The 19,626-nt window shown below is 53.0% G+C and carries 19 protein-coding genes; 10 read left to right on the top strand and 9 right to left on the bottom strand.

What is annotated here, in order from left to right; genetic code table 11:
• Nucleotides 1-645: 645 nt before the first annotated feature.
• From QNH99_RS00150 to QNH99_RS00130, 5 genes are all read right to left on the bottom strand, one after another.
• On the bottom strand, nucleotides 646-2,025 hold the full coding sequence (locus QNH99_RS00150) for a carbohydrate porin (protein WP_410517178.1): 1,380 nt from the start codon (nucleotides 2,023-2,025) through the stop codon (nucleotides 646-648).
• A 183-nt stretch (nucleotides 2,026-2,208) separates the two neighbouring features.
• Nucleotides 2,209-2,514, bottom strand: coding sequence for a PTS lactose/cellobiose transporter subunit IIA (locus QNH99_RS00145; RefSeq protein WP_063877804.1), 306 nt, complete (start codon nucleotides 2,512-2,514; stop codon nucleotides 2,209-2,211).
• Between the two features lie 11 nt (nucleotides 2,515-2,525).
• On the bottom strand, nucleotides 2,526-3,908 hold the full coding sequence (locus QNH99_RS00140) for a glycoside hydrolase family 1 protein (RefSeq protein ID WP_410517177.1): 1,383 nt from the start codon (nucleotides 3,906-3,908) through the stop codon (nucleotides 2,526-2,528).
• Nucleotides 3,909-3,920: 12 nt separating this feature from the next.
• Nucleotides 3,921-5,258, bottom strand: a complete 1,338-nt coding sequence (locus QNH99_RS00135; protein ID WP_410517176.1) for a PTS sugar transporter subunit IIC — start codon at nucleotides 5,256-5,258, stop codon at nucleotides 3,921-3,923.
• Between the two features lie 12 nt (nucleotides 5,259-5,270).
• The gene (locus QNH99_RS00130) at nucleotides 5,271-5,585 is read right to left on the bottom strand and encodes a PTS sugar transporter subunit IIB (protein WP_063877807.1); all 315 of its coding nucleotides are present in this window, start codon (nucleotides 5,583-5,585) and stop codon (nucleotides 5,271-5,273) included.
• A 289-nt stretch (nucleotides 5,586-5,874) separates the two neighbouring features.
• Between QNH99_RS00130 and QNH99_RS00125 the strand changes: the two genes are divergently transcribed.
• A complete protein-coding gene (locus tag QNH99_RS00125) occupies nucleotides 5,875-6,840 on the top strand; it encodes a LacI family DNA-binding transcriptional regulator (protein WP_096012587.1) in 966 nt (321 codons plus the stop codon).
• Here QNH99_RS00125 and QNH99_RS00120 read toward each other — a convergent pair.
• The 4 genes from QNH99_RS00120 to QNH99_RS00105 all read right to left on the bottom strand — a co-directional run bounded on the left by QNH99_RS00120 (nucleotide 6,837) and on the right by QNH99_RS00105 (nucleotide 10,238).
• A complete protein-coding gene (locus QNH99_RS00120; RefSeq protein WP_410517175.1) occupies nucleotides 6,837-7,970 on the bottom strand; it encodes an ROK family protein in 1,134 nt (377 codons plus the stop codon). The two genes, QNH99_RS00125 and QNH99_RS00120, sit on opposite strands and share 4 nt — an antisense overlap.
• A 212-nt stretch (nucleotides 7,971-8,182) precedes the next feature.
• The gene (gene dnaC / locus QNH99_RS00115; protein WP_063877809.1) at nucleotides 8,183-8,923 is read right to left on the bottom strand and encodes a DNA replication protein DnaC; all 741 of its coding nucleotides are present in this window, start codon (nucleotides 8,921-8,923) and stop codon (nucleotides 8,183-8,185) included.
• Nucleotides 8,923-9,459, bottom strand: a complete 537-nt coding sequence (dnaT, locus tag QNH99_RS00110; RefSeq protein WP_063877810.1) for a primosomal protein DnaT — start codon at nucleotides 9,457-9,459, stop codon at nucleotides 8,923-8,925. Before dnaT ends, dnaC begins: the two co-directional genes overlap by 1 nt.
• 173 nt (nucleotides 9,460-9,632) lie before the next feature.
• Nucleotides 9,633-10,238 carry a hypothetical protein gene (locus QNH99_RS00105; RefSeq protein WP_283355635.1) on the bottom strand — a complete coding sequence of 202 codons (606 nt, stop codon included), beginning with the start codon at nucleotides 10,236-10,238 and terminating at the stop codon, nucleotides 9,633-9,635.
• Between the two features lie 210 nt (nucleotides 10,239-10,448).
• Here QNH99_RS00105 and QNH99_RS00100 point away from each other — a divergent pair, with 210 nt between their 5' ends.
• The 9 genes from QNH99_RS00100 (at nucleotide 10,449) to QNH99_RS00060 (ending at nucleotide 19,569) form a co-directional block, all read left to right on the top strand.
• The gene (locus QNH99_RS00100) at nucleotides 10,449-11,009 is read left to right on the top strand and encodes a DNA-3-methyladenine glycosylase I (RefSeq protein WP_063877812.1); all 561 of its coding nucleotides are present in this window, start codon (nucleotides 10,449-10,451) and stop codon (nucleotides 11,007-11,009) included.
• A 116-nt stretch (nucleotides 11,010-11,125) separates the two neighbouring features.
• The gene (locus QNH99_RS00095; protein WP_410517174.1) at nucleotides 11,126-11,788 is read left to right on the top strand and encodes an OmpA family lipoprotein; all 663 of its coding nucleotides are present in this window, start codon (nucleotides 11,126-11,128) and stop codon (nucleotides 11,786-11,788) included.
• 160 nt (nucleotides 11,789-11,948) lie between these two features.
• Entirely contained in the window at nucleotides 11,949-12,932 is a 984-nt protein-coding gene (locus tag QNH99_RS00090) for a LacI family DNA-binding transcriptional regulator (RefSeq protein ID WP_063877814.1), read from the top strand.
• Between the two features lie 68 nt (nucleotides 12,933-13,000).
• On the top strand, nucleotides 13,001-14,026 hold the full coding sequence (locus QNH99_RS00085; protein ID WP_256852975.1) for a LacI family DNA-binding transcriptional regulator: 1,026 nt from the start codon (nucleotides 13,001-13,003) through the stop codon (nucleotides 14,024-14,026).
• A 138-nt stretch (nucleotides 14,027-14,164) separates the two neighbouring features.
• Nucleotides 14,165-14,914 (top strand): sugar phosphate isomerase/epimerase family protein, encoded by a 750-nt coding sequence (locus QNH99_RS00080; RefSeq protein ID WP_096012571.1) that lies wholly within the window; start codon nucleotides 14,165-14,167, stop codon nucleotides 14,912-14,914.
• A 9-nt stretch (nucleotides 14,915-14,923) separates the two neighbouring features.
• A complete protein-coding gene (locus QNH99_RS00075; protein WP_410517173.1) occupies nucleotides 14,924-15,877 on the top strand; it encodes a sugar kinase in 954 nt (317 codons plus the stop codon).
• A gap of 33 nt (nucleotides 15,878-15,910) precedes the next feature.
• Nucleotides 15,911-17,191, top strand: coding sequence for an MFS transporter (locus QNH99_RS00070; protein ID WP_172898134.1), 1,281 nt, complete (start codon nucleotides 15,911-15,913; stop codon nucleotides 17,189-17,191).
• Nucleotides 17,192-17,262: 71 nt separating this feature from the next.
• Nucleotides 17,263-18,237, top strand: coding sequence for a glyoxylate/hydroxypyruvate reductase GhrB (ghrB, locus tag QNH99_RS00065; RefSeq protein WP_410517172.1), 975 nt, complete (start codon nucleotides 17,263-17,265; stop codon nucleotides 18,235-18,237).
• 81 nt (nucleotides 18,238-18,318) lie between these two features.
• Nucleotides 18,319-19,569 (top strand): valine--pyruvate transaminase, encoded by a 1,251-nt coding sequence (locus QNH99_RS00060; RefSeq protein ID WP_283355637.1) that lies wholly within the window; start codon nucleotides 18,319-18,321, stop codon nucleotides 19,567-19,569.
• The last annotated feature ends 57 nt before the right edge of the window (nucleotides 19,570-19,626 follow it).

The following is a 19,626-nucleotide window of genomic DNA, read 5'->3' as shown; positions in this document are numbered from 1 at the left end:
CAATAAACTCATCGACTAATGCGCATTGTGCATCAATGGCAGTTAACAATTACCTGAGGCTATGCGCAACAAGCCTTTAACAAGATGGCGAGATAAGCGCTTACAGATCAGGGCCGGGAAACTTAATGCGCGTTTTGTGACAGGGTTCATACGGGTATTTGAATCAGAAAGCACAGCGTAAAGCGTTTGTAAGGCTATATCAGTCGATGCGGGCGCTCAGGGCGTAATGGCCGCAAAAAAGGGAGAGCAGTAAGACGTGCCAGCGCCGCTAACCAGGCGATCAGCGCGGCTGAAAAAGCGCCGTTTCCACGGTGCCTCGCGCTATCAACGTTCTGCCCAGCCCTGACCACACAGGCGAGAAAATCCCCGTATGTCGACATATCTGGCTTCGCTGTCCTGAATAGCCTGAACCGATGACGTTGTTGCTGATAGCCATCAGGGTACATTTCTTATCTGAGGTCATGATGTGAAACAGCAGGGATACCGTTGAGACAGCAGGGCGTAACAGCAAGCGTGATCCTGACGACATAAAAGCCGATCGGGCATACGGCAGAAACGCCCGAACGGGGGGGTTTATCAACGTTGCTGATAAACTTCTGTGCCTGTCATTCGTGAGAACGGGGTTATAAGGCTTGTCGCCTGTCCTCAGAACCAGGCTTCCCACATTGCACCCAGATTGAAGTCGTCCTGGATGTCGTTTTCACGACCACTCACGCGCGCGGTGCGCGCATCGTCGACTTTGCCGCCGGTGACATAGAAGCGCAGCATGGGGCGAAACTCCGGTCCCATATCAATGGCGATGTTTTGCGACAGGGTCAGTTTCCAGCCATTGTTACTGCCGCCTTCATCATAGTTTACGCGCTGATAACCGGCTTCCAGCCAGGTCGAATGGACGTCATTCCAGAAATACATCGGGCGAACAATCGCGGCGTAGTTTTTCCGATTGTCGCTTTTCAGTCGACGGTTGTCGTAATCGTGATAACCCAGCAAATACTCCACCTGTGCCTGCTGGGTAAACTGATGCTTACCTTCAAAGCTGGTGTAGACAGTGCGAAGGCCCTCGGTTTTGCTGAAAACGCTGTTATCCGAGTTGTCAGAGTAGCGGGTAATCACTTTATTCACGCCGTGGTCGTTGGTGTGGCTCAGCACAAACGCGCCCTGCCAGGCTTTCAGGCGATCGTCACTGTCCACCGCTTTGGAGTCGAAACCGTAATTAGCGTAGATCTCCAGATCCAGTGCGCCCAGCTTCATGCCGTGAATTTTAGACGTCGCGGCGTAGTTGCCTTTATCCCCGGTACCCGAACCGCCCGTACAGGTGATGCGCGACGGATTGGACTCGTCGCTGAGCACTTCAGGGCTACAGGATTCCACGGCAGCAACAGCAGCAACGTCAAATTTTATCCCGCCCACGTCGAAGTTTTTTACCCCCGCGCCCTGACCATCATGGTTCATCCAGAAATAATCATTGATGTTCTGCTGTGGACGCTGATGAAAGTCCCGTCCGGCCCAGAGATAGGCGTCAGGATTTGATGCCAGCACATTGGTGACGCCGGCATAGGCTTTTTTCAGGTTAACTTCATCGCCCCAGTGATCGATCATCACATTGACGTCCCAGAGGGCGCCACTTTGGCTCTTAAATGCTTTGGAGAGCTGGAACTCGCCACCGTTGCCTTCGTTGCCCAGACGGCCGATACCGGAAGCCCCGTTGTAAGAGCCGTCCACGCCAACATATTTCTGATCGCCGCTTTGGTAATGCGCACCGTAGCGTGCGTAGCCGCTGAACGTCACCCCAAACGGAATAGCCCGGTCCGGTGACTGAACCGGACTTTGTGGTTCGGTCACCTCATCCGTTGTCTTCGCCACTGCCGCATCCCTTTTTGCCTGACGTTCTGCCAGGGCTTTATCGACGGCTTTGGCGACGATGGCGTCGATTTGTTCCTGCGTAAATTCCTGTGCTGCGCTCACAGCAGGGCACAGCGCGGCGACCACCGCCAGAGGTAATGGAAGGTTTCGAATAATATTCATGGTTGTCTCGTTTGCACAGCGTCCTTCAGGTTGATTATGTTCAACCCGAATAACGGCGTGTGTTAATGAACAGACAATAACCATCCTGCACCGGTTAATTGATCACCAGAACAAGTTGATTTTTATATTATGTTATTTTCCAGAGGACGCTTATTTTTCCGTTTTTCTCCTGTGATATATCTTTTATTGCCGTTGATAGAGATGAATAATTTCTTCTGACAGTTCACGCGCCAGTAACGACGTCATTAAATGATCCTGAGCATGAACCATAATTAACGTCATAGGCTGTCGCCCTTCGCCAGCGTCCTGCTCAATTAATCGGGTTTGCATTTGATGAGCCAGGCGAGAATAGTCATCGGCTTCCCTTAGCCGATCTTTGGCCTCGTCGACGTTACCCTTTCTTGCCGCCTGCAGGGCTTCGAAACACAGGCTGCGGGCATGTCCTGCATTGACGATGATCGTCATTACGGCCTCTTCAAGTTCAATCATAATCGCTGCTCTCAATTAAAACCGTTATTTGCGGCAACCTCAGCAAACCATTTGCCGCTCTTTTTAATCGTACGTTTTTGCGTTGCCAAATCTAACTGCACAAAACCGTAACGGTTTTTATAGCCGTTCAGCCATGACCAGTTATCGATAAATGTCCACATATGATAACCCAGGCAGTTACAGCCTTCGCTAATGCCTTTATGGAGCCATTTAAGATGTTCGGAAACAAATTCGATACGATAATCATCCAGTATTTCACCGTTCTGGATAAAACGCTGTTCATTCTCTACGCCCATGCCATTTTCAGAAATAAAACAGCGTGGATTCCCATAATTAACGCGTAGGTTGGTCAGAATATCGTAAATACCGGGCGCGTAAATTTCCCATCCGCGGTATGGATTCATTTTTCGTCCTGGCATTTCGTAATGCTCGAATAACCATTCCGGCATAAAAGGTGCCTCAGGATTGACGGCGCTATCCCGACACTTAACACGGCGCGGCTGATAATAGTTAACGCCCAGCAGGTCGATGATGCCATCGGCCATGACTTCGCGGTCCCCGGGCTGGCAGCGCGGAAGCTGATGGTACTGACTCAGTAAACTCATCAGATCCATTGGGTATTCGCCCTTAAGAACCGGATCTAAAAAGCTGCGGTTAAACAGCAGGTCTGCATGATGCGCGGCTTGTACATCTGCCGGATTCGCCGAGCGCGGATAGGACGGCGTGAGATTCAGCACTACGCCAATCTCGCCGTCATAACCGCCGTTACGCCAGGCCCGCACCGCCAGCGCGTGAGCCAGCACAGTGTGCCAGGCCACGGTCGCGGCGCGTCTGAAATCCACCACGTTCGGGTAGTGAAAATCATACAGATAGCCACCTTCGACCGGCACAATCGGCTCGTTAAAGGTAAACCAGTGCTTCACCCTGTCACCGAACAGGTCGAAACAGCGCTGGGCGTAGCGGCTAAACGCTTCCACTACTTCACGGTTCTCCCAGCCGCCTTTTTCCTGCATGGCCAACGGCATATCGAAATGGAACAGGGTGATAAAGGGCGTAATGCCCTGCGCCAGTAACGCATCGATCACCTTGTTATAAAAATCCACGGCTTCGGGATTCACTGTATCGGTGCCGTCAGGCATCAGGCGCGCCCAGCTCAGCGACGTGCGAAAGCTGTTGTGTCCTAACTGCTTCAGTAACGCGATATCGTGCTGCCAGTGCTGGTAAAAGCCAGAGGTGTTCTGCGGGCCAATGCCCTGATGGAAACGGTGGGGTTGCCGTGCAAACCAGCGATCCCAGGTGGTCGGGCTTTTACCGCCATTCAGGCTGTCACCTTCGGTTTGCAACGCCGAACTGGCGCTGCCCCACCAGAAATTTTCAGGAAAACGGTAGTTCATGTCACTGGCTCCTTAAGCGTGTGGATGACCGTGCACGGGATGGCCTGCAGGCGCGGCATCCTTGATTTTTTTCTCTTCTGCCTTAATCAGACTGCGTTCATAGGCTCGCAGGAAGGGTAGGTACATCAGCGCCGACATCAGCATACAAATAAGGCACATTACCAGCGGGCTGAGCGCCCAGTTGGCTGCCCAGGATGCACCAATCGGGGCGGGTGTGGTCCAGGGCGTGAGCGAAACCACCTGAGCGATCCAGCCGAGTTTTGTCGCGGTGTACGCCAGCACGGCGTTAATCATCGGAACGCACACGAAGGGGATAAACAGCAGTGGATTCATAATGACCGGGGCACCAAACAGGATCGGTTCATTGATATTAAAAAAGCTGGGTACCACGCCCATTTTACCGATGGTGCGCAGATGCAGCACCCGGCTACGCAGCAGGAGGAAGGCCAGGGGTAAGGTGGAACCCACGCCGCCAATCAGCAGGTAGTGATCCCAAAAGCCCTGCAGGTAAACATGCGGCAGGGCGGCACCGGCGGCCAGGGCTGCCTGGTTAGCAGACAGGTTAGCCATCCAAAAGGGGTTCATAATGCCGGTGACGATCAGGGCACCGTGAATACCGGCAAACCAGAATATCTGACAGAGCAGTACGGAAAGTAAAATGGCGGGCAAGGAGTCCGAAGCAGAGACCAGCGGCTCCAGTAAATGCATGATGGCCTGCGGCATAATCATGCCGGTTTGCGCTTCGATAAACAGGTTGAGCGGATGTAACGTTGCGATAATCACCAGGACTGGGATCAGAATCTCAAAGGAGCGGGCCACGCCGGTGGGCACTTCTTTAGGCAGTCGGATAGTGACATTATTTTGCTTTAGCCAGGCATAAACCCGGGTGGCGTAAATGGCGGTAATCAAGGCAGTAAAAATCCCCTGACCGGAAAGATACTGGGTTGAGATCTTTTCATCCGCATAGGGTGCGGCCACCAGTAAAAACGCCATAAACGCCAGCAAACCCGACATGATGGGATCAAGGTTAAACTGACGGCCCAGGCTGGCACCAATCCCGACCGAGATGAAAAAGGTCATAACGCCCATGCTGAGATTAAATGGCAGCATCAGCTGTTGGCGATAGGTGATGGAAAAGTCGAGCCACGCACGGGCAACGCTGTTAGTGGTGTCCGCTGAAAATGGCGGGAAGATAAATACCAACATAAACGACCCGATAATCATAAACGGCAGTGCCGCCGTAAAGCCGTCACGAATCGCTATCACATACTTTTGCTGACCTAACTTTCCGGCGAGTGGCGTAATGGACTGTTCAATTACCGTCACCATCGACTGATATAACGAACTCATAATGACACCTTTCTAGTGTGCCGCTTCAATAAGCGACAGAGCGTAATCCAGCACCTTGTCACCGCGTTGCATGCCGTAATCCGTCATATCAATAGCCCGGACAGGAATGCCGTGGGTGGCAGCTTTTTCAGAGAGCATGGCTAACATGTACTTTACTTGTGGGCCGAGCAGGACAACCTGATAGTGTGGAAACTGCGTATCAAATTCTGAAACGCCCCAGGCATCGATCTGCACACTGAGACCACGCTGTTCCGCAACCTCTACCATTTTACGTACCAGCAGGCTGGTGGACATGCCCGCTGAACAACACAACATAATCCTGATCATGAGTAACGCTCCTTTAAATGAAAACGTGGACGGATATGATTTGATACGATAAGGAAATCGGTTTCCATTTGTCGCAAAATGAACTGTGACAGGCGTCATGATCTTAAGGAAACGAGGTGTTTTATTACGATTCAGATCACGTAATTGGGGATTTTTGTCGAAGATTGAGAAGAGATGGAAAATCGGTTTCCACAAAAAAATGAAAACGCTATACTGCCAATGGTGATAATTTGAGCCGCAGCGTTAGTCAGTAATTCAGGGATCCTGTGGGTTCTTTTAGGGGAAAATGATGTCTACTATCAACGATGTATCGCGTCTGGCTGGTGTGTCAAAAGCCACGGTGTCACGCGTGTTGAGTGGGTCACGCGGCGTAAAAGAAGCCAGCCGCGTCGCAGTATTAAAAGCGGTGGACGAACTGAATTATCGTCCAAACGTGATCGCTCAGTCATTGCTGAGCCAGTCCACCGGTTGCATTGGCGTAATTTGCGCGCAGGACAATATTAACCAGACGACCGGTTATCTTTATGCGCTGGAAAAACATCTTAGTCAGCACCAAAAACACCTGTTGCTCCGTTTCGCGAACAGCAAATCAGAAGTGATGCACTGTCTGAATGAGCTGACCTGTGGCTTGTGTGATGATGTATTGATTATCGGCGCTCGCTTCCCGCTCAATCTTCAGCAAAAAAACGTGATTCTGGTGGATTGTCTGGAAACAGGGGATGACGTGAGCAGTATCCAGTTCGATCACGCTTTCGCTGCGGAAACCGCCTGTCACTATCTGATAAGCCAGAATCGCCGCCAGATCGCCCTGATCCATCCTGACGGAATGGGTTTTTCCGAGCAGGTGCTGCTGGGCTATAAGCACGCCCTGGAAAAAAACTTTCTGCCTTTTAACCGTAACCTGGTGTTTATGGACTCCACATCCTCCTCGGTCGCCCTACAGGAGTTGTTGAATAACGCGTCCACGCTGAACTTTAGCGCATTGCTGGTGGCGGATGAACAGCAGGCCCAAAAAGTCATTCCACAGCTGCAGGCATTCAACAAACAGGTTCCCACCGATATTATGGTTTTTAGCCTGGCTGGATCGCTGAATTTACCCGGCATCCCAACCATTCCGGCGATTGAGTATTCGATGGACGCCATGGCTGCGCGCATCGTTAAGGCACTGACGGAACAGACGCGAAGCGTGCTGAACGCCTATGTGATGCGGGGTGACCTGATTATTCCCGATTTTCGCCAGCGCGAGCACCGTTAATCCATACGTTGCTCCATCTGCTCAATGATTGCCAGCGCCAGTCCTGTTGCCGGCGCAAGATGTGAGGTCAGGAAATGCACCTGAGTATGGGCGGCAATAAACGCCAGTTTGTTTGCCTGCGTCTGATTCAGTACGGCCTGGCAAAATGTCGGACTGATGCTCCAGGGGCAATCAATAATGATATTGGCGGGATTCAGTAACAGCATGATCTGGCTGAGCGCGATGCCCAGATAGTTGCCCGCCAGCTGCATGACTTCGTTCACCACGTTAGGTGCGCTGTCACGGCTTTGCCAGGTCAATCCCGGCTGACGCTGAGCCAGTTGCTGATTAATGGCGGGTTTGCTGATCATGGCTTCCAGACAACCCTGACGGTTGCAGCTACAGCGAGGGCCATTAGGTTGCACGGTAAGGTGACCGGCTTCACCTGCGGTCCAACTGTTGCCCGTGAAAACGACACCGTGCTGTACCAGCGCACCGCCAATGCCTTCAGCGATACGTAAATAAAAATGCCCGCTCTCGGCGGGCAATTTGAGTTGTTGTACAGACAGTAGCGCAGCCGCTCTGACGTTATTCATAATGCGAATCGGCAACTGTACCTGTTTGCGTAGGTTGCTCGCCAGGTCAACGTCCTGCCAGCCCAAATGGGTGGATAAATGCATCCAGCCCCGCCTGGGATCAACGACGCCAGGAAAACCCAGCCCGATGCCTAACAGACCCGGCCACTCCTCGGTAAGTTTGTCACATAAGGCGGCCACCTCGGCCAACAGCGGCCCCGGCCTGCAGGTATCTGTACGCAGGGTTTGCTCGGCAATCGTCTGGGAAAAATAATCACACACCTGCCAGTGAATCAGGTTCTTTTCCACCATGATGCCGGCGCTGACCAGCTTTTCCGGGCGCAGGGTGATATGAATTTTAGGGCGGCCCGCCGCAGAAACGCTGGCCTTTCCCAGCTCCTGCACTAAATCCTGTTCCAGCAGGTCATCAATAATCTGCGACACGGTATTTTTACTGATTGCCAGTATGTGTGCCAGATCCTGACGCGACGTGATACGCAACTGACGCAGTTGTGCCATCACCCGCTTTTGGTTATTCAGCCGCATTAATGCAGGCCCTTTGCCAGTTACTTTCATGGCGGCTTACCCCAGATGTGAAAATCGGTAGCGGACCTACCAACGATGAAGTCTTATTAGTTTGATGTCTAATCAAAACTTAGCATTGGGCAGATAGGCTGCCAAACGGCAATAGCATCTGGACGGGGGAATTAAGTCAGAAATGGGTGCCAGGCCACACGATCGTATAATGGCAGGATAACGTGCTGGCCCGCCTTAGCGGGCAGCACATATCAGTATTCATCACCGCGAACGCGGCTGCGATAGCTTTCCCAGTCAAAGCGAACCCACAAACTGTTGCCCAGGCGCATACGATCCATAACGCGCTCACCCAGCAACGCATTCATACCGGCGTGATCAAGGTTAGAGAGCATACCTGTGGGGCGTTTTGAGGATGAACGGCGGTCCACGATCTGGTTAATAATCACTTTCTCGTAGCGCGATTCACTTTGCATACCGATCTCATCGATCACCAGCAAATCAACGCTGCTGAGATCCTGAATCAGTCGCTCTTCCGTGATTCCGCTGCTGCCGCTAAAGGTGCCTTTCATGCTCGACATCAGGTCAGCTACCGTGACGATGAGCACGCTCTTACCGCGTAAAATCAGGTCGTTACCAATGGCTGCCGCCAGGTGATTTTTACCGGTACCGGGACGGCCTGAGAAAACGAAGCTGGCAATACTGCCGTCAAATTCGGCCGCGTACTGGCGAGCAAGTTCCAGGGCTTTGCGCTGGCCTTCGTTTTCAACCCGATAGTTATCGAACGAGCAATTGATGTGTAACTCGCGAATACCAGAACGGCCCATGATGCGCTGCATTTTCATGGCGCGGTTCTCACGCACAATGGATTCTGAGCGCAGGCGGCCTTGTTCCTGATTCCAGGCCAGTAACTCTTCACCATTGGTGAACTTTGGGCGAGTGCCCGCGGGCATCATCCGTTTCAGACGGTTAAACAGATCGTTCGGCGTTTTCATTATTCACCCCGGAAACCATCAGGAATTGTGCTGTCAGGATTCGGCAACTGTGTAATATCGCGTCTGGGCTGTCCGCCATTCGCGGCGCGGTTCATCTGCAGGCTGCGCGCCAGTTTCTGCTGCCACTGCACATGATGAAACAGACGGCCTTCGGCCTGCCAGTAAGCCACAAAAGCAGCCAGTTCGGCCGCCGTAACCGGCTCGCTTAGCGCCACGCCCCAGATGGCCGCCTGACGCGTAAAGTCAGCGTCCGGTTGCCAGCCATCATACATGGCGAATTTACCCACCGGCGTATGCAGCGTAGCAGAAACATCGTCATACAGGCTGTCATCCAGCGCCACATCAGTGGGTTGCTGAGAGGCTGCCTCAAGTGCCAGCAGCCGTGCCAGACGTGCTGGCGTGATGGCGTACATCACGGGCGTGTAATTTTCCAGCACCGCCAGCGTGCCGTCTTCAGCCTGCTGCAAGGCGCTGAGTGGATCCTGACGGAAAGCCTCAAGACCAATAAGCGTTGACGTTAAGATTTTGACTGACATGAAAAGACCTGCGGTTAACTTACACCGAACACCGGATAAAATAACCCAGTGCAGAAGCGCATATTGTACCTTTTTTAACGCGCAGGATCGCTGAAAAAGCGTTGTGGATAGCAACCCAACTTAATGCGTTAGCACAACCGTTGGGTTGACGTGGCAGTGTTTACCTGGCGCGTTTAGCGCCGGGTTTGCCACAGATAGCGAAGCCCGGCCAGCCAGCACAGGCTGTAACCCAGCAGTTCAACGCCTTCTTCAGCCATATTTTTGACGCCTCGATTATAGTGATCGGGCATCAGGTGCTCCCACAGCGCGTTCATACCAAACAGCCGGGAGAAAACCAGCACAATCATCAATCCGGCCGCCATGACGGGCCAGCGATTGTGATTCAGCAGATCCGCCAGCGCGCTGATGGTTTGCTTAGGTGTTCGCATGGCTACCGCTAAACTGCCCAGCGCAATCGCCAGCGCAAACCACACCCAGCTACCATGACGGATGAGATCGAAGAAAAAATCCAGTTCACGGATAAGCATACAACTGTAAAAACCGGCAATTAAGGTTAAACCACCCCGTTGTTCGGGCCGATGACGAGCGGCAATAAAAAACAGCGCGGCAAGACTGACCAACAACAGTTCCTGCACGGTTTCGGTAAAAGACGCTTCATGCAGCGCATTATCCATCCAGACCACATCCACATAGAGGGGGCAGATCATTAAGGTGATAAACAGAGAAGTAAAAAGAAATACCGTGAGCTCACGGCCAATAAGGATTACATCGTTACGCATGGAGTTACCTGAAAATGACTATCGTTATCATTATATTTTTATTCGTCGCACCTGCCTTCGCTTTTTATGCGTGATCGATTCAGCGAATAACATAACCTGCGTCGATAGCTGAAGCGGCCTCGCAAATTACGCGGCTTAGGGTTCAAAACGTCAGGGATTGCCTCTACTATCGGGGAAATCAAAATAGCGCGCTATATAAGGACTAATGCAATGCAACGATGTGGCTGGGTAACGCAAGATCCTGTCTATCTGGCCTACCATGACAAGGAGTGGGGCATCGCGCAGAGAGATAAACAGGCGCTGTTTGAAATGCTGTGCCTGGAAGGCCAGCAGGCGGGGTTGTCCTGGATTACCGTGCTGAAAAAACGCCAAAATTACCGCGCCGCGTTTCACCAGTTTGATCCGCAGGCCATTGCGTTGATGGATGAGCAGGATATCGCGCAGCTTATGCAGAACAGCGGCATTATCCGTCATCCAGGCAAAATTGCGGCGATTATTGCAAATGCCCGAGCCATGTTGGCAATGGAAGCAGAAGGCGAGGATTTTGCCCGTTTTGTCTGGCAGTTCGTCGATAATCAGCCTATTGTCCACCACTTCGCCGACTATAAACAGAGCCCGACAACCTCCGCGCAGGCCATTGCGCTTTCAAAAGCACTCAAAACGCGTGGTTTTAAATTCATCGGCCCGACAATTTGTTATTCATTTATGCAGGCCTGCGGCCTGATTAACGATCATCAAACCAACTGTTTTTGCCATCCTGACAACATTTAACGCCGATCCTTTACAAAATAAGACATTGTCTCAGGATTTTCCTCACTTTTGCGCGGCATAATCAGTACCACTTAGGGGATAAGATGCCTCGTTGTGATGAACGTAAGGGATAAATAATGCAGAAAAAGTTAATTGCTCTCACCCTGTTGTTAAGCGGTAGCCTGGTGATATCGGGTTGTACCACCAATCCTTACACTGGCGAATCTCAGGCCGGTAAATCCGGTGTAGGTGCAGGCCTTGGCGCATTAGTGGGCGCAGGCGTTGGCGTAATTTCTTCCTCGAAGAAAGATCGCGGTAAAGGGGCATTAATTGGTGCGGCCAGCGGCGCGGCATTAGGCGGCGGCGTGGGTTATTACATGGATGTCCAGGAAGCGAAACTGCGCGACAAAATGAAAGGAACCGGCGTTAGTGTGACCCGTCAGGGCGATAACATCGTGCTGAACATGCCAAACAATGTGACCTTTGATTCCAGCAGCAGCAGCCTGAAACCGGCGGGGGCCAATACACTGACCGGTGTGGCAATGGTGCTGAAAGAGTATCCCAAAACGGCCGTCAATGTTGTGGGACATACTGACAGCACCGGCTCGCGTGCGTTAAACATGCGTCTGTCGCAGCAGCGTGCCGAGAGCGTTGCCAGTGCCCTGATCGTTCAGGGTGTCGCAGAGAATCGTTTGCATACTCAGGGCGCAGGGCCAGACAGCCCGATTGCCACTAACAGTACTGAAGCCGGTAAAGCGCAGAACCGTCGCGTTGAAATTACGCTCAGTCCGTTGAATTGATTATCCCGCCCCCGTCTCCGGGGGCGAAATACGGCTCGCTGTCATTTTTTCGACAATTTTCGGTAATAAAATTGGCAAGGGTTCCAGTTGGGAACCTGCGCACGGTGCCTGTCAACGCTTTATGCCAGAATGATTCAAATTGAACAATGGATAACGCATAATGTCACTGAAAGCCATTGCGTCAGTATTAGGTCTCTCCGTTACCACAGTGAGCCGTGCACTCAACGGTTATGAGGATGTGGCCAAACAAACACGCCAGCGTGTGGAAGAAGAAGCACAGCGACGCGGCTACCGTCCCAATGTTGCCGCCCGACGTTTAAAAACCGGGCGTGCCAACGCGGTAGGACTGGTTTATCCGATGAGCGCTCCGCCACTCAGCGACACGCACTTTAACAAGATATTAGTGGCGCTCGATCAGCGTCTTTCTCACTACGATATCGATCTCCTGTTATTAACCGATAAACCGCATGACGGGCAGCGTTCACTGATTCGCATGCTGCGCAGCCGGGCGGTCGATGCGATCGTCGTAACGCACACCTTACCTCATGACGAGCGCCTGCTCAGCCTGCAGCAGAAAGGTTTTAATTTTCTGACACTGGGACGGAGTGATGCACAGCAGGATCATGCCTGGTTTGACGTCGACAATGCCGCCGGTTCGGTTCTGGCCGTGAAGCACTGTCTGGCGCTTGGCATGCAACGTATCGCCTGGCTCGGTGGCAACGAGACCTGCACGTTTGTGCGCGATCGCCGTCAGGGTTATCTGAATGCGCTGGATTCCGTGCCACCTTATGCCACCGCCGTGGTTGAACCGTCGCGTCGGGCGGGTTATCAACAAATTACAGACTGGCTGGCGCAAGGGCTGCAACCTGAGGCAATTATCACCGATTGCAGCGCGCTGGCGGAAGGCGCGCTAATGGCATTGCAGCAGGCGGGTCGCCTGCAGGGTAAAGACGCCATCACCTTAATTGCGTGGGACGGGCTACCGGCTGATGCCATTATCGATTACCCGATTATCGCCATTCGCCAGGCCAGCGAGCAGCAGAGAGGGGAGCAGGTAGCGACGATGATAATGCGCCTGCTTGAAGGCGCGCCGTTGGCGCAACTGCAGGTACTGTGGCAACCCTGGCTGCAACTTCCCCAATGACGCTATCTTTTTTGCCATGTTGTATGCCTGTGGTAGTCTCGCCAAATGCTTAATTTGCGGAAGACTTTATGAAAAGCAGGCCGTCTCGCGCCACGATCAGCGATGTTGCTCACGCGGCAAAAACCGGTAAAACCAGCGTCTCACGCTATTTAAACGGTGAGCAACATTTGCTCTCTGCCGATTTAAAAGCGCGCATCGAGCAGGCGATTAGCGATCTTAACTATCGGCCAAGTCAGATGGCGCGTGGCCTGAAACGCGGGCGTACCCGACTGATTGGCCTGATCATCGCCGATATTACGAATCCCTATTCTGTGGACGTGATGTGCGGCATTGAAGCCGCCTGCCGCGAATGTGGCTTTACATTGCTGATGTGTAATACCAATAACGAAGTCGATCTGGAGCAGCATTACCTGCAGTTGCTGAGCAGTTATCAGGTTGAAGGCATTGTGGTCAATGCGGTTGGCATGCATGAAAAGGTCCTGAGCCGGTTACAACAGTCGTTGCTGCCCATGGTACTGATCGATCGAAAAATCCCTGATTTCCCGTGCGATGTTGTCGGGCTGAATAATGCCGAAGCGGCAGAAACGGCCACCGGCCATCTTATTGATAACGGCTATGAGGCACTGCTGTTTCTCAGTGAACCGCTTGGAAGCGTGAATACGCGTCGGGAACGGCTACAGGCGTTTCGCCAGCGTTTGGCTGCGCATCCCGCGATCGTCCATGAGAACGCCGAGGTCGCGCTGCACCAACCGGAGCTGATGGATAACGTCCTGCGCGACTTTCATCAGCGCCATGCGGGAAAACGCTGTGCGGTAATGGTTGCCAATGGCGCGCTAACCCTGCAGGTGGCCCGCTCTCTCCAGCGTCTTGCGCTGCACTGGGGCAGCGACATTGGTCTGCTGGGATTTGACGAGCTTGAGTGGGCTGCATTGGCCGGGGTGGGTATTACTACCTTAAAGCAGCCGACCTGGCAAATCGGTTATCACGCGCTTGAGCGTCTTATTTCCCGTATCGACGGTCACGATCATCCCCCTTGCGAACAGGTTTTCTCGGGCGAACTGATTGTTCGCGGTTCCAGCCAACGCCTGCGCTGATTTTCAGACTCTTCCTTTCGATTACGTGCTCACTTCGTGAGCACGATCATAATTCCGCGTTTTGCCACTTTGCTTTGGAACCGGTTCCATTTAACGTTTTTGTAACGCAAATGCCGATTTTCACATCAGGAGCCCGTAATGAAGCCCGAAATCATCGTCGTGACCGCTGCTTATGGTCATCAACAGGTTGCTGCACTGGGCGGGCAGTTAGCGCTTTTGCCCATTATCCAGCAGGCCGGTGCCGACGGTGTGGAAATCCGCCGTGAACTGTGTGATGACACCACGCTAACGCATTTACCCGCGCTGGCGCAGGCGGCGCGGCAGCACCAGTTACGCGTCAGTTATTCGGTGCCCGACACCTTGTTCAGCGAGGACGGCAGGCTAAACCCACTGTTGAAAAGCTACTTTAGCGAAGCACTTCAGCTCAATGCACAACGGTTGAAAGTGGCGCTGGGAAACTTCACAGGTGCGCTGTACAGCGAAATGCTGCGTAAGCTTATGACGGAATATGGCATTCCCCTGACCGTAGAAAATGATCAAACGCGCTTTGGTAAGCAGCAGCCTATGTTGCGTTTCTTCAACGCTGCCCAGGAGGCGGCGCTGCCGATCGGCATGACGTTTGATATGGGCAACTGGTACTGGACGGATGAAGACCCGCGCCAGGCGGCGGACCTGCTGGCGGGCCATGTGGGTTACGTGCATGTCAAAGCGGCGGCGCCGCAGGGGACCAGCTACCGCGCGATAGCGCTGGATGACGCTCCGCCTGGCTGGCAAAGCCTGTTACACCGGTTACCTGCAACAGCGCCTCGCGGCATTGAGTTTCCGCTGGAAGGCAACGATTTGATTGCGGTTACGCGCCATTATGTGACGCTGCTGCGTAACGTCTGAGGAGTACATATGACGACCCATCCAAACGGCACGCTTGATGTGATCACCATCGGTGAGGCCATGGCCATGTTTGTCGCCCGTGAAACGGGCGATTTGGCCGCTGTAGAAACTTTTGTTAAGCGCGCCGCTGGCGCTGAACTGAATGTGGCAATCGGTCTGGCGCGCCTTGGCCTGAAAGTGGGCTGGGTAAGCCGCATTGGGCAGGACGCCTTTGGTCGCTTTATCTGTCAGGTGCTGGATAAGGAAAATATTGACCACCGCCAGGTGATCGTCGACTCGCACTATCCCACCGGTTTCCAGCTTAAATCCAAAGTCGATGACGGTTCAGATCCGCTTGTGGAGTACTTCCGTAAAGGCTCCGCTGCCAGTCATCTGTCGCCAAAGGATTTTGACCACGACTATTTCGGTTCCGCGCGCCATTTGCATCTTAGCGGCGTGGCGGCGGCGATTTCAGACAGCTCGCTTGCGCTGACAAAGCATGCGGCTAAAGAGATGCGGGCACGAGGCAAAACTATTTCGTTTGACCCCAATCTGCGACCTGTGTTGTGGCGCAGCGAAGATGAAATGCGCAAGCAGCTCAATCTGTTAGCGGAATACGCTGACTGGGTACTGCCTGGAGAAAAAGAGGGCTATATCTTAACCGGCTATCGTCAGCCGCAGGATATCGCCGATTTTTATCTCGATAAGGGCGTGAAAGCGGTCATCATTAAAACCGGTTGTGACGGTGCCTGGTACAAAACGGCCAGCGGTGAGCAGGGCCAGGTTGAGGCGATGAAAGTCGATAACGTCGTTGATACTGTGGGGGCGGGAGATGGTTTTGCCGTGGGTGTGGTGAGTGCGTTGCTGGAAGGGAAGCCACTGGTACAGGCGATTCGCCGGGGTAACAAAATAGGTTCACTGGCGATTCAGGTTATTGGCGATAGCGAAGGTTTGCCGACACGTCAGCAGTTAGGCGATGCGTAGCCCAGCCCGCAAACACAGACAGAGGAGTTTCCGATGAAAACGCAGACTATCGCGCCCAAACGCTGGTGGTTCATCATGCCCATCGTGTTTATTACTTACAGCCTTGCCTACCTTGACCGTGCAAATTTTAGTTTTGCGTCGGCAGCGGGCATTAATGACGATTTGGGCATCACGAAAGGCATGTCATCATTACTGGGCGCCCTGTTCTTTCTGGGGTATTTCTTTTTCCAGATCCCCGGGGCAATTTATGCCGAACGCCGCAGTGTAAAAAAACTGATTTTCTGGTGCCTGATTCTGTGGGGCGGCTGTGCTTCACTGACCGGTATCGTCAGTAACATTCCCATGCTGGCGGCCATTCGTTTTGTTCTTGGCGTTGTCGAAGCCGCCGTGATGCCCGCCATGCTGATTTATATCAGTAACTGGTTTACTAAATCTGAACGCTCGCGGGCCAATACCTTTCTGATCCTGGGCAATCCGGTCACAGTATTGTGGATGTCAGTGGTGTCCGGTTATTTAATCGAGGCCTTCGGCTGGCGGGAAATGTTCATTTTTGAAGGCATTCCCGCGGTTATCTGGGCCGTGGCCTGGTGGTTCTTAGTGCAGGACAAACCGTCGCAGGCGCGCTGGATGAGTGATGCAGAAAAAGCCGCGCTGCAGGCTGAGCTGCAAAAAGAGCAGGAAAGTATTAAGGCGGTACGCAACTACGGCGAAGCCTTCCGCAACCGCAATGTCATCATTCTCTGTTTGCAATATTTTGCCTGGAGCATTGGCGTTTACGGTTTCGTACTGTGGTTGCCTTCAATTTTGCGTAATGGCACTCAAATGGGCATGGTTGAAGCCGGCTGGCTGTCAGCCGTACCTTATCTGGCGGCCACCATTGCGATGGTGCTGGTTTCCTGGGCCTCAGACAAAACGCAAAACCGTAAGCTGTTTGTCTGGCCACTGCTGCTGATTGGTGCACTGGCGTTCCTGGGCTCGTATCTGGTCGGCTCCGGCAATTTCTGGCTATCCTATACATTACTGGTGATTGCGGGGGCGGCGATGTACGCGCCATATGGACCGTTCTTTGCCATTATTCCGGAAATGTTGCCGCGTAATGTCGCGGGTGGTGCAATGGCATTGATTAACAGTATGGGCGCGCTGGGTTCCTTTATCGGTTCCTGGATTGTGGGTTATCTGAATGGTGCGACCGGCAGTCCTTCTGCCTCCTATATCTTTATGGGCGGCGCGTTACTGCTGTCAGTGGTACTGACGCTTATCGTCAAACCCGCACAGAATAAGACGCCGCCGCTTCACGGGGCGAAACCGGCCTGAAAGCGTAAGCGTTAGCACCTTCTCCGGGCGACCTTAGCGTTGCCCGTCATTCATTTACAGGGAGCTCTCTCATGAAACCCGCCGTCATTCTCTATAAAAAATTGCCTGACGATCTGCGTGCGCGCCTTGCAGAACATGCCACGGTGACCGAAATCGACGATCTGTCGCCAGAAAGCCAGCAGCAGCATGAAAAGGCGCTGCAACAGGCCGAAGGATTATTAGGCTCGGGCGGTAAAGTCAATGGGGCGCTGCTGGCAAAAATGCCTAAGCTACGGGCCTGTTCCAGCGTTTCTGTGGGCTATGACAACTTTGATGTAGATGCGCTAAATCAACGTGGCGTGGTGCTAATGCATACGCCAACGGTGCTGACAGAAACAGTCGCCGATACCATTATGGCGCTGGTCCTCAGCAGCGCACGACGCATTCCGGAACTGGATGCCTGGGTAAAGGCGGGTAACTGGCAAAAAAGCATTGGCCCGGATCGCTTTGGCACCGATGTGCACCATAAAACCTTGGGAATCCTTGGGATGGGCCGCATTGGAATGGCGCTGGCCCAGCGGGCGCATTTCGGTTTTGGCATGAAAATTATCTACCAGGCTCGCCGCCAGCATGAGCAGGCCGAATCACAGTTCGCGGCGCAACGCTGTGAATTGGAAACGCTGCTAAAACAGAGCGACTTTGTGTGCATCAGCCTGCCGCTGACCGAAGAAACCCACCATTTGATTGGCGCGGAACAGTTAAAGCTGATGAAGCCTGATGCCATACTGATCAATGCCGGTCGTGGCCCGGTGGTGGATGAAAAGGCGCTGATTGCCGCCCTGCAGGACGGTACTATTCGTGCCGCCGGACTGGATGTGTTCGAGAAAGAGCCCTTACCCACTGACTCGTCACTGCTGTCGTTGCCGAATGTGGTGACGCTGCCGCACATTGGTTCAGCAACCCATGAAACCCGATACGGGATGATGCAGGATGCGGTAGAAAATCTGATCGCAGCGCTGAACGGCAAGGTAGAAAAAAACTGCGTTAATCCGCATGTGCTGACGTAATCCCTACGGCTTTCCATTGCGCCCGCCGGGAGCGGGCGTTATGGTGGTTCACCCATTCTTTATTACAAATTTTTAACCGTTATGGCCTTTTCTCAGTTCGGCGACAAATTTACTCAGCATTCTGGCATCTCACGTCTGATGGAAGACATGGGCGCAGGCTTACGTACGCCTGGCACTATCATGCTCGGCGGCGGCAATCCTGCGCAGATCCCGGCAATGAACGACTATTTTCAGCAGTTGCTGCAGCATATGCATGATGAGGGCAAGCTGAGTGAGGCCCTGTGCAATTACGATGGCCCACGCGGTAAAGCGGTGCTGCTGGATGCGCTGGCGGCGATGCTGCGCGAGCAGCTTGGCTGGTCCATCACTGCACAGAATATTGCCCTGACCAATGGTAGCCAGAGCGCGTTTTTCTATCTGTTTAATCTGTTTGCGGGCCGCCGCAGTGACGGCAGCAAAAAACGTGTGCTGTTCCCACTGGCACCAGAATACCTGGGTTATGCCGATGCGGGGCTGGATGAGGACCTGTTTATTTCGGCTAAACCGAATATTGAGTTGTTGCCGGAAGGACAGTTCAAGTATCACGTCGATTTTGAACATTTACCTATGAATGACGACGTCGGCCTGATTTGTGTCTCACGCCCAACGAATCCCACCGGCAATGTGATTACTGATGATGAACTGCTGCAGTTGGATGCGCTGGCGCAGCAGCATGAGGTTCCGCTACTGATCGATAATGCTTATGGTGTGCCGTTTCCGGGCATTATTTTTAGCGATGTCCGGCCTCTGTGGAATCCCAATATCATTCTTTGCATGAGTCTGTCCAAGCTCGGTCTGCCTGGCGCGCGCTGCGGCATTATTATCGCTGATGAAAGCACCATTGCGGCGATTGGCAACATGAACGGCATTATCAGCCTGGCACCAGGCAGTATTGGCCCGGCCATCGCCTGTGAAATGATCCAGCGTGGCGATTTGCTGCGACTGTCTGAAGCGGTGATCAAGCCTTTCTATCAGGACAAGGTTAGGCAGACGATCGCCATTATTCGTCGTTACTTAACTGCGGATCGCTGCCTGATACATAAACCCGAAGGGGCAATTTTCCTCTGGCTGTGGTTTCGCGATTTGCCGATCAGTACGGAGTTGCTGTATCAACGACTTAAGGCGCGAGGCGTGCTGATGGTACCCGGACACTTTTTCTTCCCTGGGCTGGAACATGACTGGCCGCACACACATCAGTGCATGCGTATGAACTATGTGCCGGAGGCTGAAAATATTGAAAAAGCGGTACAGATCCTTGCAGAAGAAGTGGAAAACGCCTGGCGCGACAGCTGATTTTGCGCCTGCATCATCATAAAAGGCCGCCGTGTGCCCATGGCTAACCTGTGCTTT

The organism is Pantoea allii (genome assembly GCF_046529425.1).
Taxonomy (GTDB): domain Bacteria; phylum Pseudomonadota; class Gammaproteobacteria; order Enterobacterales; family Enterobacteriaceae; genus Pantoea; species Pantoea allii.
This window is presented reverse-complemented; position numbering and strand designations above follow the sequence as displayed.

Excerpts from the sequence above, each read along its gene's own strand:
- QNH99_RS00150 (WP_410517178.1), bottom strand. The coding sequence starts at position 2,025 with ATGAATATTATTCGAAACCTTCCATTACCTCTGGCGGTGGTCGCCGCG.
- QNH99_RS00145 (WP_063877804.1), bottom strand. The coding sequence starts at position 2,514 with ATGATTGAACTTGAAGAGGCCGTAATGACGATCATCGTCAATGCAGGA.
- QNH99_RS00140 (WP_410517177.1), bottom strand. The coding sequence starts at position 3,908 with ATGAACTACCGTTTTCCTGAAAATTTCTGGTGGGGCAGCGCCAGTTCG.
- QNH99_RS00135 (WP_410517176.1), bottom strand. The coding sequence starts at position 5,258 with ATGAGTTCGTTATATCAGTCGATGGTGACGGTAATTGAACAGTCCATT.
- QNH99_RS00130 (WP_063877807.1), bottom strand. The coding sequence starts at position 5,585 with ATGATCAGGATTATGTTGTGTTGTTCAGCGGGCATGTCCACCAGCCTG.
- QNH99_RS00125 (WP_096012587.1), top strand. The coding sequence starts at position 5,875 with ATGTCTACTATCAACGATGTATCGCGTCTGGCTGGTGTGTCAAAAGCC.
- QNH99_RS00120 (WP_410517175.1), bottom strand. The coding sequence starts at position 7,970 with ATGAAAGTAACTGGCAAAGGGCCTGCATTAATGCGGCTGAATAACCAA.
- dnaC (WP_063877809.1), bottom strand. The coding sequence starts at position 8,923 with ATGAAAACGCCGAACGATCTGTTTAACCGTCTGAAACGGATGATGCCC.
- dnaT (WP_063877810.1), bottom strand. The coding sequence starts at position 9,459 with ATGTCAGTCAAAATCTTAACGTCAACGCTTATTGGTCTTGAGGCTTTC.
- QNH99_RS00105 (WP_283355635.1), bottom strand. The coding sequence starts at position 10,238 with ATGCGTAACGATGTAATCCTTATTGGCCGTGAGCTCACGGTATTTCTT.
- QNH99_RS00100 (WP_063877812.1), top strand. The coding sequence starts at position 10,449 with ATGCAACGATGTGGCTGGGTAACGCAAGATCCTGTCTATCTGGCCTAC.
- QNH99_RS00095 (WP_410517174.1), top strand. The coding sequence starts at position 11,126 with ATGCAGAAAAAGTTAATTGCTCTCACCCTGTTGTTAAGCGGTAGCCTG.
- QNH99_RS00090 (WP_063877814.1), top strand. The coding sequence starts at position 11,949 with ATGTCACTGAAAGCCATTGCGTCAGTATTAGGTCTCTCCGTTACCACA.
- QNH99_RS00085 (WP_256852975.1), top strand. The coding sequence starts at position 13,001 with ATGAAAAGCAGGCCGTCTCGCGCCACGATCAGCGATGTTGCTCACGCG.
- QNH99_RS00080 (WP_096012571.1), top strand. The coding sequence starts at position 14,165 with ATGAAGCCCGAAATCATCGTCGTGACCGCTGCTTATGGTCATCAACAG.
- QNH99_RS00075 (WP_410517173.1), top strand. The coding sequence starts at position 14,924 with ATGACGACCCATCCAAACGGCACGCTTGATGTGATCACCATCGGTGAG.
- QNH99_RS00070 (WP_172898134.1), top strand. The coding sequence starts at position 15,911 with ATGAAAACGCAGACTATCGCGCCCAAACGCTGGTGGTTCATCATGCCC.
- ghrB (WP_410517172.1), top strand. The coding sequence starts at position 17,263 with ATGAAACCCGCCGTCATTCTCTATAAAAAATTGCCTGACGATCTGCGT.
- QNH99_RS00060 (WP_283355637.1), top strand. The coding sequence starts at position 18,319 with ATGGCCTTTTCTCAGTTCGGCGACAAATTTACTCAGCATTCTGGCATC.